Raw genomic sequence first — 14,632 nt, 5'->3', positions numbered from 1 at the left:
AGTCGGGGCGCGCCGTATTCTGCCGCCGGGCCGCCATACCGTGCGACGGTCGCGCAGGCCACGCTGATTGTGACGATGATCAGCTCGGTGGCGCGAAGTCGGGACGAATACCGATCCAGCCATGACCGGTCGCCGGGAGATGCGGCCGGACGAAACACCCGAAGATACCGAGGGTATGGACTATCCGTACGGGGTGATGAAGGCAAAGGACGAATGGCCACAAGTCCTCCGACGGGTAAGTGGTTGTTACTGACACCTGCTGACGGTCAGGCGGAAATTTGTTGCAGGCGCAAATTCATTGAAGGTCAGGATTTGGTGCAGAGCGATCGAGTGTATGTGTGATCGAGCTTTTAAGGACTTCATCAACGCCGAGCGTCCTCTCAGTAAATCCTAACGATTCGCGCTCACGGTGCAAGTCGGAATTGGTGTGAAATAGGACGCGTAACGTTCTCTGTCACTATTTCGATTAAGTGCTGCGCGGTGCGCTCGGCGGGCCGCACAACCTGAGATCGGGTAGCCTGACCCGGTGGTGGCATCGCGATCTAAGCCGGTGACGAATGCCATGCGAAGGCAGGCCGTGCTGGTGGGTGTCGGTGCGGCGTGCGCTGCGGCCGGGCGATATCTCATCGATCGGTACTTTCCGGTGTCGCCGATCGTAATTGCGACGGTAGCGCCCATATGTGCTTGCTTCATTTATGCGCTTGTTCGCATGTCCGGGCAGCGCTCGGAGTTCTTCGTGACGGGAATCGCGGTTGGGCTGTCGGGTTTTGCCTCGACCGCAGTGCTCGGGCTGATGTACTACCCCATCTGGCAGGGGCTGGTGGTCCTCGCGATTACTCCACCTGCGTCGGTGATTGCCTACGTCGCCGGCCGGGTGGTGTCGCAGCGATGATCGTCGAAGTGTCGGGACTGCTGCTCACGGGTTTCGTTGCGGCAGTGGTGTGGTGGTATTTTTCGGCGTCGCGAGGCGAGTCCGATGCGCTCGGCAGAGTTTTACTCCTCGGCGTGCTCGCCGCCGCCTGTGCAGGCGCAGCGTGGGGGCTGCCGTTCTCCGGCCAGGTGCGTTCCGTTCTGGTGCTCGGCGGATGTGCCGTTCTCGCGCCCTACGCGTTGGTTGTGGCAGCGGCAGTCGACGCAACGACGAATCGCGCCCGTCGCCAATCGATGGACTCGGGATCCCGACGACGCGATTCGGAGGTCACGCAGTTGCTGTGGTCGACACTGAAGTCCGCGGCACTCGTGATGCTGTACATCCTCGCGGTAGCGTCTGTTGCCGTCCTCGTATACGTCGTTGTGAGTCAGGGTTTCTCCGGAGTGAGGTGAGGACCCGTCAGTCGGGCGGACACCCGGTCAGCGCTGCCCGGGTGGTTCCGGCGAACTGGTAGGCGTAGACGAAAGCCCAAGCCCCCAGCGAGAAGTGGTAGGTGCGGGGAACTGCGACGAGCTGTACGTCGATGCCGAGGCACTGCCGGAATATCACACCGGCGCGAAACAGATGATGGCGCCAACTCACGACCGTCACTCGGCTCCAGTGATGGGCCCGCGCCTGCTCGCGCGTGAACAGCGCCTCGCCGGTTGTCGTCGACGGCCGCGGCGTGAAACACACGATCCTGACCTGGCGGTCCGACGACTGGCAGGCCGCACGCATCGTGGGGTCGTCGTCCGGATACGGGTTGGAGAGCAGTACGGTGTCCGCGAAACCTGCACGGGCGAGGTCGATTCCGAAAGCTTCGCGGCCATCATGCTCACCGCCGAGCACCACAATGGCGTCTGAATGGACCGGCGGCTGTGTGGGTGGATCGGTGAAGAGGCGATAGCCGACGACGGCGCCGCCGAGTTGCACGACCATCAGCGCGGCCACCAGGATGCCGATCACCCGCACCCCGCCGCTCACGGGACCGGGACCATCTCAGCGACGTCGGGCCCGAATGGCGTAGTTGATCGCAGGCTTCTCGACGAAATAGAACGACAGCGTCGCGAGCGCGATGCTCACCGCACTGACCACAACGAAATTGAACGCCAGGCCCGACCAGGTGTCGCCGTGCATCCATCCCCACCTGCCCAGGACCAACAGCACGGGAAAATGCCACAGGTAGATGCTCAGTGATACCCGGCCGCAGTACTCGAACGGGGCCCAGTCGAGTGCCCGGGCAAATGCTGAATCCTCGCCGCGCGCAAAGGGAATGACGATGAACAAGATGATCAAACCGGATGCGAGGGCCGTCGCGGTGCTGGAGAAGGGCGAGCCCATGGCGATGAGCACATAGGTGATCGGAATCAGCGGGAGGATGGCGAGTCCGGTCCATGGTCGCACTCGTTTCAGGCGACGACGCGAGATGAGTCCGGTCTCTGCCCCGACGAACAGAATCGCGGCGATCATGCCGAATGCGAAGTTGTCGGACGAAGCGATGAAGCTGCGCAGCACGACGGCAACCCAGTTGGGCCCCCAGTTCTGCATGATGATGTCGGTGATGCCGAGTCGGCTCGCGAGCCACAGGGCAAAGAACTTCCCGACGGTACCCAGAATCACCAGGACAACGGGGCCGATGAGGGCCAGCAAGAGCGGATTCCACCCATATCGGCGTCGTAACGTGAAGACCAGCAGGCCGATGAGTGGCAATGCCACGTAGAACACGATCTCCATGGTCAACGACCATGACGGGTTGATGCCCGTTTGAAGCATCGACGGGATGTAGCTCTGCACGAGCGTGAGGTTGGCCGCGATCATGGCCGGATCGGTCATCATCCCGATTCCGGCGAACTTCCCGCTTGATTCCGCGACCGCAGCGTTCTCCAGATATACCGCCCGCATGAGATAGCTCGCGACGAGGAAGATGACCAGATATGCCGGGAATACCCGCAGTATTCGGTGTCGGGTGTACGACGCCACGTCAGGCTGTGACTGGCCACCGGTGAACAGGCGGCGAAGAATGGGCAGATACAGCAAAAATCCGGAGAGCGCGAAGAAGAAGATCAGGGATTGACCGAATATCTGCAAGTGGCCGGAAAAGAACGTGTTCGGAGAATAGTGGCCACCGACGTGTTGGGCCAGCACGAGCATGCACGCAATTCCGCGGGGACCGTCGAGTCCGCGAATTCGTGCTCGAAAAGGCTTGGCTTCGGTGGTGTCCTTAGCCTCGGTGACCTGCGGGTCCCGCATCTGTGGGGGATTGTGCGTGTTGTTTTCAGGCATGCGGTGACGACCTGATGATGCGCTCTTTTCGACAGACTCCTCAGGTGCTGTCGCGGAGTGATCACTCACTTGTCAACGATACAACGAGAGCGGAAACGTGTCGCGTCAGATATTCGTGCATCCCGATGGGGTCCTCGATCCTTGCATTCGTTGCTCGAGCCAGGAGATGGCAATGCCGGGATCGACGTCGGCATGTCCGCGATCGGGTTGGAAGGACACGACGAGATTGGCTCCCGCTGAGCAATTCGCGCCTATGACGGCGGTAGTCCAGTCGGCGTCGATCAGGGTGTCTTTTCCGCCGTACATGACCAGAATCGGGGCGGTGGGTAGGCCCTCAGGGAGGCCTCGCTCACGCAAGAGTTGTTCGAGTTGTTCGCGGCTCGTGGTGGAGTCCGGACGGAGGTCTGCATCGGTGAGTGCATCAGCGGCCTGCTGTCGCTCCTGGCTGTAGCGGGCTGCGCACTGCGACAACGCGTTCCAGTTCGTGGTGGCGGAGCCTCGCCGATAGCTGTCGAGGTCGAGGTCGGGGTTCTCGTGCTTGAGTGCCAACAGCAACCACTGGTACAGCCCGTACTGATCTTTGGTCAGATTCGACGACCAGGCCTTGTCCGACAGCTTCGAGATGTCGGCGGGAGGCGAGATGGCGACGCTGCCGACGAGGTCGAGGCCTTTACCGTAGGAGGCGGCGAGAACGTTCGACGCCCACGCGGCTTGGCCGCCCTGCGACACCCCGAATCCCGCCCACTTGTCGGAGGTATTCGACGGCGACATCTGCCTCATCGCGCGCACCGAGTCGATGATGTTGTGTCCCTCGGTTGTCGCGTCGAGGTACGGGTGCGTGGGTTCTGCGTCGCCGGGGGTGCCCAGCCCCTGGTAGTCACTGACTGCCACCGCGTATCCCTGGGCAAGCAGAACGTAGACGAGATCGGCCGCGCCACGAAGGCTCGAGTCCAGCGTCGGCCCGCATTCACTGAGAACACCGACAGTCGCATGGCCGAATCCGATGATCGGCCATCCGCCCTGGGGTGCCTGGCCTGCCGGCACGAATAGGCCGCCGGTGACAACGGTCGGATTGTTGTCGCGATCGGTCGAGGAGTACTCCACGCGCACAGCGAGACTCGTTGCCGCCGAGATCCGGCGGTCGAGGATCGGCATGGTTTGCGCCCACGACACCGTTCCGGGCCCGGTGGTGGCGGCGCGTGGCACTTCCACCGGAACGCCGGGAGGACGTCCGGGCGATGTCGTCGCAGACTGCTCGTCGGAGCCGCAGGCGGTCACTGCTGCCGCGACCGCGATGGCCAGCGCCAACCAACTCACGAACATCCGCACGCGTACGGTCGGGCGATTCACTGCGATTTCTCCAACTCTCGGGTCGCTCTGAGGGTGTTCGACACACCAAGCGCATCGTCGACTTTGTTGCGTAGCAGGCTGAATGCGAGGAGTGCCACCGCGGTGAACACGACGGCAATGGCGGCGCCGAGGCCTATATAGGTGAGCAACTTCGGCGAGCTCACGCCCATATCGGTGGCGGCGTCGATCGTCTTCAGCTCGTAGGGTGCGCGGCCATTCAGGTTGTCGACTTCGACAACCAGCTTGGGCATCTCTCCGGCGAGCGCCGCGGAAAGTTGTTGTGCGGCTTGTGGTGTATCCCCAGTTGTCGTGATGGTCAGCACGGCATTCGTCGGTTCTATCGACGCGACGACGCGCTCGCGGAGGTCGGCAGGGGGAGTCCCCGGATCGATACCCGGCCACTGTGCGGCAGCGACACGCATCAACAGTTGGTCGCTGGTGGCCAGTTCACGATAGGAGGATGCGCGTAGCTGTCCGGCGAGACCACTCGTGCGGGCGCCGGACACGGTTGCCGAACCGGGGGCAACGATGAACAAGCGTGCTTGCGACTCATAGGTTTTCGGTGTCATCTCGGCTGCCAGCCAGCCTGCGAGTCCGCCTGCGATTGCGGCACAGATCAACACAATTCCGCCGCGCAGGAGGATATGTGCGTATTCGCCGACGGTCCGCGTCGATGGTGATTTCATGGGCGGTTGTCGCAATTGCTCTCGGGTTTGTCGCCGTTCAATACGCCCTTCATCCAGGGAATTGCCTGCGCGGAATCGAGTCCGGCGTGGGTATCCCCAACGCGTTTGACGATTGTGAGGTTTTCACCTGCCTCGCAGGACTTTCCGATGACCCGCTCCGTCCACTGCGGAGGGATGAGCGGGTCATCGGTGCCGTACATGACGAGAACGGGCGAGTTGGTGCGGCCTACGGGCAGGGCGTAGTCGGCGAGTTGATCGCGCAGCGCGGTGGTGGCAGCAGCGCTCTTGGGCATCAGGTCTTGCGGTGTCAGTTCACTCAGGGCGCGCTGGGTAGCCGTCAGATCTCCGGTGGAATCGGGAACGCACTGGACCAAGGTGTCCCACTCCGACTTGACCCGCTCGGAGCGGTAGTCGTCGAGGTTGAAACGGTCGGGGAATGTTTTCGCCAGCGAGTCGAGTGCATAGACGAGAAGCGGGTATTGATCGCGTGTCAGTGTCCCCTGCGCGGCTCGGTCGGCGAGGCCCCTCATATCTCCGACGGGAACCAATGCGACGGTCGCGTCGAGATTGGTGTCGCTCCCGTAGTCGGGTTGGCGGTCTCCGGCAGCCCACGCCGCCATGCCGCCGAGCGAAACCCCGAATGACACCCAGTGATTGCTCACGTCGGGCGCGATCGCCTGTGCAGCTCTGACGGCGTCGATCTGGTTGTTGCCATACGTCTTCGCGTTGAGGAAGGGATGGATGTCCTTGCCGTACCCGAGGCCCTGGTAGTCGGACATGACAACGGCATAGCCGTTGAGTCGGAACGCCTCGATGATGGTGTCGTTGCCGAGTAGATTGGCGTATTCGGAAGGGCCGCAGGTGCTCTCGATGCCGGAGTTGCCGTGGCCGAATGCGACGAGTGGCCAGCCGCCTGCGGGCGGGGTGCCCTTGGGGACGACGAGAATTCCGGACACCTCGGTTGCGGAGTTGTCGATTCCGGAAGTCGAACGGTAGACGATTCGCTTGACGACGGCGTCACGATTGTTGATGGCCTTGATCGGTCCGCGGGGCGGATCCTCGACGGCCAGAACCGCCCCCGGTTTGCCGGTGTCGCGGGGCGTCGTCAGCGATGCCGATGGCAGCGGTGACGCGGGGTACGCAGCAGCCGCCGGTGAGAGCGTCAGCGGGGTGTCGTCGGTCGATCGTGCGCATCCCGACACTGCGATCGCGAGAACGCAGACCAGGCCGACCGCGAGCGCAGACGTTGCGCGACGGCGCGTGATGAAGGTCGAGACTAGTGCGGCAGGGCTCACGAGTCCGCGTGCACCTCGGCTGCGTCGACCTTCGATGCCGACACCCGCTCGGCGGTGAAATCGCTTGTCGGTGAACCGCTGTTGTTGTCCGTTGCCGCGCTGTCAGCCTGCTTGCGAGTGACCTTGGCCGTGAACGTGAGCACGACGCCGAGCAGCGGAGCGTTGACACTCTCGATCGCCTTCGTCGATGTGCGGAGTTGCTTCCTCGTGGTGACGCCGCGTCGAGTCACGAGCAGTGCGCCGTCGGTGCGAGCGGCGATCGTGAGGGGCTCCGGCGACGCGGACAGCGGGCCGGCATCGATGATCACGTAGTCGTAGGAATGGATCGCGGACTGAACGACGGCGTCGAAGCCGTCTCCGCCGATGGCGCCCCAGGGGTCAGACGTAACCGGCCCACTCGGTAGGAGGTCGACGCCGTCGTGGAGACTCAGCGTCGCATCGTGAAGGGAGACCTCGCCCACTGCCACGGTCGTCAGGCCTTCGGTCGGCGACTGACCGAGGTCGGCGGTGAGGGTCGGATCGGCGAGGTCGGCGTCGATGATCAGCACGGTTTTCCCGCGCGCGGCGAACGACGACGCAAGATTCACCGCGGTGGTCGTCGTGCCGACGCCGCGGGTAGGGCCGACGACGGTGATCGCCGACGGCGCGGTGCGATGTCGAGTACTTCCCGAGGCGATGAATCGGAGGTTGGCGTCGAGGCGGCGGTACGCGTCGGACGTCGGTCCGGTGGCGGGCTCCAATGACGAATGGTCGGTGAGCTCCGGGTCGGTGGGGATCACGGCGAGAATGCCGGACTTCTCGGTGGTATCGGCGATGTCGGACTCGCTGTCGATGCGACGACGTTGGTAGATGCCGATCGCCACGGCGACGAGCACGCCGATCAGTAATCCGCCAACCGCTCCGATGATGAGCCAGAGCCACCACGACAGACCGCTCTTGGATGACGGGAGGCTCGCGTCGTCGTAGAGAACCGCTGTCGCGGAAGGGGAGTCGCCGCGACGCGACGTCTCGAGTTCCTGAACCACTGCGGTCGTGGAATTGGCAATCGCCTGGGCGTACGCCTGAGCTCGCTTCGCGTCGTCAGCGGAGGCGGTGATCGTCAGGATCACGGTGTCCTTGACCGGGACGGCCGTTACGCTCCCACGAAGGTCCCCGGCGCCGACCTGGCCGCCGAGAGTTTCGGCGGCTCGCTGCGCGACCTGATCGCTCGTCGCAATTGTTGCGTAGCTGTTGACCCGGTCCTGGGCGAACAGGTTGTTCTGGTAGCTCTCGCCGACTGACGTTCCACCCTCCGCGGTCACGAACAACCGAGCGGTGGATTCGTATTTTCCGGGAGAGATCCACGTGCTATAAGCGAAAGCCGCGAAAGCCCCAACCAGCGCTCCCACTACGAGAACCCACCAAAACCGCACAATGATGCGCCAGTAATCGCCGAGTGGCACCTGACCGGTTCCCTTCTCTGGGGCAGCGCCGCGCGGGCGCTTCGTTCAACCGTCGAACAATGGACAGTTGATTGGATCATGGTTCTTGGGCAATTGCTGTGTGGGATTGCCCTCAGCCATTGGTCGATCGCGACGAGCGCAGTGTTACACGATCGGGTGTGTCACTATGTGGCTCGTGGAATCAGCTAGGCGCTCATGGATCCTCGGCACCCTGTTGGTGCTCAGCGCCGCCGTGGTGGCGTTTGGTTCGTTGATGGTGGGAACCAAACCCGCATTTCTTGTCATCGTGTTACTGCTGGTCGTTGTCGGTGCCTACGTTGGCCTGGCGCATCCGACCTGGTTTCTCTGGGCATTCGCCGCTGTTCTCGGATTCATGCCGGTCGCGCATTTACCTGGTGTTCACGTTCCGTTGACATTGGCGTTCGCTGTCGCTGTGATATTGGCGACCGCGATCCACCCCATCGAGGTGCGCTCGCTGACCACAATGGACTGGTTCGTGATCGTTCTCATTGTGGTCAGTGGAATCTCGATGTTGGCAACCTACGTCGGTTTCGCCGACATAGCCCAATATGTGAAATGGTTCACGGTAACTATTCTCATCGTCGCGCTTCTGCGCCTTCCGCGACTCCAGCTACGGACGTTCGGTCGCGTGTACGTGGTGGCCAGCGCCGCCTGCGCGATTGTCGCAGCAGGGGTGCTGGTCTATCCGGGAGTGATGAAGCCGTTCAAGCTATTCGGCTACGACCCCAGTGCGCTGCGCTTCGTCTATCACTCCGGAGGTGCGACGCAGCGGCTTGCAGGGACGTATATCGACCCCAATGCCGCCGGAATCGGATTCTTCGTAGCGCTGGTCATGTGTGTTGTCCTGTTCGACGGGCGCGCACGCAACGTGCTCGGTGTGATTTTGGCGTTGGCGCTTTTGCTCACGCTGAGCCGTGCGGGTCTGTTCTCGGTGATCGTCGGTGTCGTGCTCATGCTCATGTTCCAGACGATGTCGAATCGCAAGCGGCTTGCCATCGTCGGACTCGGTGTGGCCACCTTTGCCGCGCTGGCTGCGGTGCCGCAACTGCGCCAGCGCGTGTTCTCGTCGTTCGGTAGCCAGGACGAGGGGTCGAGTGCGCGTCTGGATGCACTGAAGGAGTATCCGAGTACCGTCGCCGGGCACTGGGTTTTCGGAAAAGGCTGGGGACTGGCCGAGTTCATCGATCCTGAAACGTCATTCACCACCAACTACGTCGCGAACGCACCCCTGCTGGCTGTCTATCGTGGTGGAATTCTGGTCGGTCTGGCATTTGTCGCGATGCTCATTTACGGCTGCTACCTCGGTTATCAGTGCCTGCGTTCGCGCCGCTGGGAATGGGGTTTCTACGGCGGCGGATTCATCGGATTCTCGGTGGTCGCATTGCAGCTCGACTTTTCGACGATCACCATTCCGGTGTCGACCGCAGATCTGTCGCTGCTCATCGTATTTCTGGTCTACACGTCAGAACTCGCGCGAGCCGACTCGCGCACTTCGACGTCAACAGCCGAGGACGGCAGCCTTGGCCAAGCCGACGTACTGGTAGGCGAAGGTCGCCGTCCATAGTGGGATCGACCGGCCGTAGTCGCGCGGCACGGACCGCATGACGACGTCGCCTGCGAAGCACTGGCCGAAGATGTAGCGGGCGCGGAAGAGGTGGTAGCGCCAGCTGACCACTATGACCGAGCGCCAGTGTCGCTCCTTCGCCATCCGCTCCGTGAACATGGCCTCACCACGCGTCGTCGAGGGATCCGGGTTGAAGCAGATGACTTCGATGGATTCGGTGCTCGCCGAGCAGACGCGTTCCATCAGTTCCGCGCCGCCCCGGTGATAGCCGTCGTTCAGGTAGGGGTCGGAGATCAGCACCGTGTTGGCGTAGCCCTCGCGGGCGAGTTGTAGACCGTAGTCTTCGCGGCCGTCGTGTTCGCCGCCGAGCACGACGATGGCGTCGACCTTGCGTAGCGGGTCGGAATGATCCCGATAAAAGAGTTGATAACCGACCCCGTCGAAGGCGAGTACGACCACAACGACAATCACGAGCACCCAACTGATCAGACGGCCGGAGAGTCGTCGTCGACGGCGGGGTGTCTCCTGTCCGCTGCGGGGCTCGGAGACGCAGGAGTCCGTTGGGTCGGGCGACGTCACGTGGCAAGTCCTCCGGCCGGGAATCTGACGTCGTCGACCTTAGTCGAGGCTTCCCTGATTGGCTCGAACCGAGGACGGACGGCCACAAAAAAGCGCTTGATGGAGGGCTGAAAGCCATGATTCTCGGGCGACAAAACCGCAGATCAGACCCTATATTTGCTAGACCAAAGCGGTGATCAATTGAACTTGAATAGCGGTACTTGGATCCAATTCACACCTGCCCGCTTGGATAATCGTAAACTGCACGCGTGGAGAGGGCGGCGGACAAGTACGGGGGGCATGACGTTCCCGGAATTGTCGTCGCCATCCTCGCCGATCCGCAGCGCCGGGCGTGCGCGGTCTTCGGCCGTAAGCAGACCGAGGCGGCAGCGCGCACGGTGGTTTCTCAACTCGTGGAAACGCTGGGGCGCGACGTCGGTCTGGACACCCGAAACCGATTCGAATGGCTCCTGCGGCTACCGCAGGACCCCGGCGTCGACGCCCTGCTCGTCGCTCTACAGGCGGGCCTCACCGCCACGACGGCCGAAGTCGACGGGGTGAGCGTCTTCGTCGACTTCGCCTATGGCATCTCGAGTGGATCGGTGTCAGGTGCCTCGGCGTCAGACGTTGGGGCCGACAGCCTCGTCCGGTCGGCCGACGCCGCGCTCTGCCTTGCTCTGGAATCGCAGCGTCGAATGGCAATCGCCGGACCCGAAATCTATGAGCGGCTTGAAGACGACCTCGACCTCGCGGTGAGGCTGACCAACTCGTCGCAGGCAGAGTTCCGACAGTTCTACCAACCGATCGTGCGGATTGCTGATGGCGCGACCGTCGGGTTCGAGTCATTGCTGAGGTGGATCACCGCCGACGGAGTGCTCTTGCCCGGCGACTTCCTCGCCGTCGCCGAACAGACGTCGACGATCCTGCCCATCGGTCGCAACGGGGTGACTCAGGCTGTCCGAGCGCTCCACGAGTCGATCAAACCGATGTGCGGCCCGGACGCGTTCGTCAGCATCAACCTCTCGCGGCAGCAGCTCGTCGACGAGACGATCGTCGATCACGTGGTCACCGAGATCGACAAGTACGGCCTCGGCCCTGGTCAGATCTGGATAGAGGTCCAGGAAAACGAGGTCATCGACTTCGACACGGAGGCACAGCGTGCCGTCGAACGACTACACGAGAGCGGCTGCACCATCTCGATCGACGACCTCGGCTCGGGATTCTCGGCGCTGCGATACGTGCGGGACCTACCGGTCGACGTCGTCAAGGTCGATCGGGCGCTCATCTCGGCTATCGCAAACAATCCGACCGACCGAGCGGTGGTGCACGCAATCTGCGAAATGGCCGAGACGATGAACATCTCGACGGTCGCGGAGGGCGTCGAGCACCACGCCGACTTCACCGGCGTCGAAGAGTTGGGTTTCCAGTTCGCGCAGGGCATCTACTTCGGCGCACCCGAGCCGTTCGGGTCGGCGCCGTAGTAGTCCTCCGGGTGCGGGTTCAGTAGTAGTACGGGAAGGCGTCCCACTCCGGAGAACGCTTCTCCAAGAACGCATCTCGGCCCTCGACGGCCTCGTCGGTCATGTACGCCAGGCGAGTGGCCTCGCCGGCGAAGACCTGCTGGCCCATCAGTCCATCGTCGGTGAGGTTGAACGCGAACTTCAACATGCGCTGGGCCGTCGGCGATTTGCCGTTGATCGCCCGTGCCCAGTCGATGGCTGTGCGCTCGAGGTCGGCGTGGTCGACGACGCGGTTGACCGCGCCCATGCGGTGCATGGTCTCGGCGTCGTATGCCTCGCCGAGGAAGAAGATCTCGCGGGCGAACTTCTGGCCGACCTGCTTGGCGAGATAGGCGCTGCCGTATCCGGCGTCGAACGAGCCGACGTCGGCGTCGGTCTGCTTGAAGCGGGCGTGCTCACGCGAGGCGAGCGTCAGGTCGCAGACGACGTGCAGCGAGTGCCCGCCGCCGGCGGCCCAACCGTTGACCACGGCGATCACGACCTTGGGCATGGTGCGGATGAGTCGTTGTACCTCGAGGATGTGCAGTCGGCCGCCCTCGGCCTTGACGCGCGCCTCGTCGACCCCGGTGGCGTCGGCGCGAGTGACGTCGGAGTCGTGGCTGGTCGCGTACTGGTAGCCCGACCGTCCACGGATGCGCTGATCGCCGCCGGAACAGAAGGCCCAGCCGCCGTCCTTGGGGCTCGGGCCGTTGCCGGTGAGCAGGATTGTTCCGACGTCGGGGCTGCGTCGAGCGTGGTCGAGGGTGCGGTAGAGCTCGTCGACGCTGTGGGGGCGGAACGCGTTTCGAACCTCGGGCCGGTTGAAGGCGATGCGCACGATTCCGTCGGCGCGGCTCGTGCCGACGTGGCGGTGGTAGGTGATGTCGGTGAGGTCGTCGAAGCCTTCGACTGTGGTCCACTGGCTGGGGTCGAAGGGCTGGTCTGATGCGTGCTGGGTCTCACCGGAGGTCATGAATATTGACCTTAGTTGTCCGATGAGTGGCCTTCGCGAAGCCCCATCTGGCACCCTTGATGCATGTCATTCGAGGTGATCGCGATTGTGATCGTCGCCTGGGTGACGATCTCGGTGGTCGTCGCCCTGGTGGTCGGTGCCGTGATCAGGCAGCGTGACCGGCGCGAAGCGCCCCGTCCGACCCAGCTCGCAAGCGGTTCCGAATCCGACAAGCACGAGGGCTGACCGGCCATATACGGTGGCCAGATGGCATCTGACACGCGCGACGGTTGGGACATCCGCTCCGAAGAGGAGTCGCCCCACGAGGGCGGATTCCGCGCAAGGATCGAGGTCACGACCGACCGCGGCGGACCCCGATACGCCGAGCTCAACGAGCAGATCCGACGGCTCATGGACCTCGCCCGCTACGCGAGTCCCGAGGGCGCGGAGACCGACGAGCTACTCGAGCAGATAACCGCCCTCAACGAACGACTGGAGAAGGTCCAGGTCGACGAGTGGCACACTCCCGCGGGAACCCGCGTAGACCTTCCTGCACGAGGCAACATCACGCTCCCGCCGTACGTGATCTCGTCGGCGAGCGCCGACGGAGTGGTCGCAGAGGTCACCTTCAGGCCGTTTCACCTCGGTGGCAACAACGCGGCGCACGGAGGGCAGGTGGGGGTCGCATTCGACGATCTCGGCGGCATGGCGTCGGCGCTCGCGATCAACGGGGTCACCCGCACCGCATATCTGACGGTCCAATACCGCTCGCTGACACCGTTGTCGACGCCGCTGACGTGCCGCACCTGGGTCGACAAGCGTGAAGGGCGCAAGGCCTTCGTGAAGGGCACCCTCCACGACGGCGACCGTCTGTGTGCCGAGCTGGATTCGCTATTTATTGAGCTGAAGCCTGGTCAGCCGTAACATTTCGAGGTACCAGGGTCGGGGGCGTCTACGTCGGGGGTTGTCCATATCCCAGGGGTCATGAGTACCAGGGAGATTGACAGGCATGGACCGGCATTCGGTGGTCGACGACCGCCTGGCGATCACCGTCGCGCTGGGAGCACTCCTGTTCGCGGTGGTTACGTTTGTGCAGGTCACTCTCGACACAACGCCCGGAGCACGTCCTGCATCATCGGTTGCGGCGGTCACGGCCGTCGTGCTCGGCGTTGCCGCGTGGATGATCTGGCGGCGGCCGGGGGCGATCACGTCGCGCACCGCTCCGGTGCTGGTCACTGCGGCTGCGCTGCTTGTTGCCGCGAATCCTCTCGCTTACGTGCTCTGCACGCACGTCGCCTACCCGTCGATCGGAACGCTGCTGGTCATCGTCGGGATCGGGGCACTCGTCCCGTATCCGCGCATCGCGCTCGCGCTGATCGTCGGGCTAAATGTGGCGGCGCTGCTGTTGGCGTGGCGCTATCCGCAGGCCGCTCCGCTGGGCGTCGTAGCCGTGCAGTTGCTCAAGGCTGACGTGCTCGCGCTCGTGATCGCGCTGACCTGGCGACGCACCGAGCGTCGCCTCGGGGCGGCCACCGAGACCATCGCGCATATGGCGGTGACCGACGAGCTCACGGGTCTGCTCAACCGTCGAGGACTGACCGAGCGCGGACAGACCTTTGTCGACGAGGCCCTCGCGTCGGGAGACCATGTGATTGTCGCCTTCATCGACGTCAACAACCTCAAGGGAATCAACGACTTTCACGGACACTTCGTCGGTGACAGTCACCTCTCCGGTATCGGCGAGTCGTTCAGGTGGGTGCTCGACGGTGGCGATTTGGCCGCCCGGGTTGGAGGCGACGAGTTCGCGTTGGTTGCGCGCGGCGGACCGGATGAGGTCTCGCAGTTCCGATCGCGCGTCGAACTTCTACGTGCACGAGTGCCGCACTTCGGCGTCGCGATCGGGTGGGCGCAGTGTGGGCCGGATGACGCCAGGACGCTGCGGACCCTGTTCGACGAGGCGGACGGAATGATGCTGCGCCACAAGCGACGGCTGATCTAGTGTCGCGTTTCGTTAGTTGGTTTTCGGTTGAGCTTTCTTGAGAATCTCCTCGACCGGTTTCGTCCACACGAAG

The 14,632-nt window shown here is 63.4% G+C and carries 15 protein-coding genes; 7 read left to right on the top strand and 8 right to left on the bottom strand.

Annotated features, from left to right (window positions below):
* Positions 1-709 precede the first annotated feature (709 nt).
* Positions 710-892: a hypothetical protein gene (locus A5788_RS23770; RefSeq protein ID WP_152930047.1), complete on the top strand. Its 183-nt coding sequence runs from the start codon at positions 710-712 to the stop codon at positions 890-892.
* Complete coding sequence (locus A5788_RS02395; protein ID WP_049698653.1) at positions 889-1,323, top strand: hypothetical protein; 435 nt, start codon at positions 889-891, stop codon at positions 1,321-1,323. The genes A5788_RS23770 and A5788_RS02395 overlap by 4 nt, the downstream gene beginning before the upstream one ends.
* Before the next feature lie 7 nt (positions 1,324-1,330).
* Here the strand turns inward: A5788_RS02395 and A5788_RS02390 are convergent, their stop codons facing one another.
* The 6 genes from A5788_RS02390 to A5788_RS02365 form a co-directional block, all read right to left on the bottom strand.
* Positions 1,331-1,894 carry a YdcF family protein gene (locus A5788_RS02390; protein ID WP_231894339.1) on the bottom strand — a complete coding sequence of 188 codons (564 nt, stop codon included), beginning with the start codon at positions 1,892-1,894 and terminating at the stop codon, positions 1,331-1,333.
* Positions 1,895-1,909: 15 nt separating this feature from the next.
* A complete protein-coding gene (locus A5788_RS02385) occupies positions 1,910-3,193 on the bottom strand; it encodes an acyltransferase family protein (RefSeq protein WP_231894338.1) in 1,284 nt (427 codons plus the stop codon).
* A 105-nt stretch (positions 3,194-3,298) separates the two neighbouring features.
* Entirely contained in the window at positions 3,299-4,543 is a 1,245-nt protein-coding gene (locus tag A5788_RS02380; RefSeq protein ID WP_053117421.1) for a lipase family protein, read from the bottom strand.
* Positions 4,540-5,229: a hypothetical protein gene (locus tag A5788_RS02375; protein WP_049698654.1), complete on the bottom strand. Its 690-nt coding sequence runs from the start codon at positions 5,227-5,229 to the stop codon at positions 4,540-4,542. The genes A5788_RS02380 and A5788_RS02375 overlap by 4 nt, the downstream gene beginning before the upstream one ends.
* Positions 5,226-6,524 (bottom strand): lipase family protein, encoded by a 1,299-nt coding sequence (locus A5788_RS02370; RefSeq protein ID WP_049698655.1) that lies wholly within the window; start codon positions 6,522-6,524, stop codon positions 5,226-5,228. The genes A5788_RS02375 and A5788_RS02370 overlap by 4 nt, the downstream gene beginning before the upstream one ends.
* Positions 6,521-7,966, bottom strand: a complete 1,446-nt coding sequence (locus tag A5788_RS02365; RefSeq protein WP_082938126.1) for a polysaccharide biosynthesis tyrosine autokinase — start codon at positions 7,964-7,966, stop codon at positions 6,521-6,523. Before A5788_RS02365 ends, A5788_RS02370 begins: the two co-directional genes overlap by 4 nt.
* Before the next feature lie 166 nt (positions 7,967-8,132).
* Here A5788_RS02365 and A5788_RS02360 point away from each other — a divergent pair, with 166 nt between their 5' ends.
* Positions 8,133-9,551: an O-antigen ligase family protein gene (locus tag A5788_RS02360; RefSeq protein WP_049698657.1), complete on the top strand. Its 1,419-nt coding sequence runs from the start codon at positions 8,133-8,135 to the stop codon at positions 9,549-9,551.
* Here the strand turns inward: A5788_RS02360 and A5788_RS02355 are convergent.
* On the bottom strand, positions 9,486-10,130 hold the full coding sequence (locus tag A5788_RS02355) for a YdcF family protein (protein ID WP_049698658.1): 645 nt from the start codon (positions 10,128-10,130) through the stop codon (positions 9,486-9,488). The two genes, A5788_RS02360 and A5788_RS02355, sit on opposite strands and share 66 nt — an antisense overlap.
* Positions 10,131-10,378: 248 nt before the next feature.
* On the opposite strand from A5788_RS02355, the gene A5788_RS02350 reads away from it, so the two are divergent.
* A complete protein-coding gene (locus A5788_RS02350) occupies positions 10,379-11,590 on the top strand; it encodes an EAL domain-containing protein (RefSeq protein WP_049698659.1) in 1,212 nt (403 codons plus the stop codon).
* Positions 11,591-11,609: 19 nt separating this feature from the next.
* Here the strand turns inward: A5788_RS02350 and A5788_RS02345 are convergent, their stop codons facing one another.
* Positions 11,610-12,581, bottom strand: coding sequence for a 1,4-dihydroxy-2-naphthoyl-CoA synthase (locus tag A5788_RS02345; protein ID WP_049698660.1), 972 nt, complete (start codon positions 12,579-12,581; stop codon positions 11,610-11,612).
* Between the two features lie 63 nt (positions 12,582-12,644).
* Here A5788_RS02345 and A5788_RS23995 point away from each other — a divergent pair, with 63 nt between their 5' ends.
* The 3 genes from A5788_RS23995 (at position 12,645) to A5788_RS02335 (ending at position 14,559) form a co-directional block, all read left to right on the top strand.
* On the top strand, positions 12,645-12,806 hold the full coding sequence (locus A5788_RS23995) for a hypothetical protein (RefSeq protein WP_197494623.1): 162 nt from the start codon (positions 12,645-12,647) through the stop codon (positions 12,804-12,806).
* A 21-nt stretch (positions 12,807-12,827) separates the two neighbouring features.
* Positions 12,828-13,484, top strand: coding sequence for a PaaI family thioesterase (locus A5788_RS02340; RefSeq protein ID WP_049698661.1), 657 nt, complete (start codon positions 12,828-12,830; stop codon positions 13,482-13,484).
* Positions 13,485-13,569: 85 nt separating this feature from the next.
* Entirely contained in the window at positions 13,570-14,559 is a 990-nt protein-coding gene (locus tag A5788_RS02335) for a GGDEF domain-containing protein (protein WP_049698662.1), read from the top strand.
* The last annotated feature ends 73 nt before the right edge of the window (positions 14,560-14,632 follow it).

Source organism: Gordonia sp. 852002-50816_SCH5313054-c, assembly GCF_001665925.1.
GTDB classification, from domain to species: Bacteria; Actinomycetota; Actinomycetes; order Mycobacteriales; family Mycobacteriaceae; genus Gordonia; species Gordonia jacobaea.
This window is presented reverse-complemented; position numbering and strand designations above follow the sequence as displayed.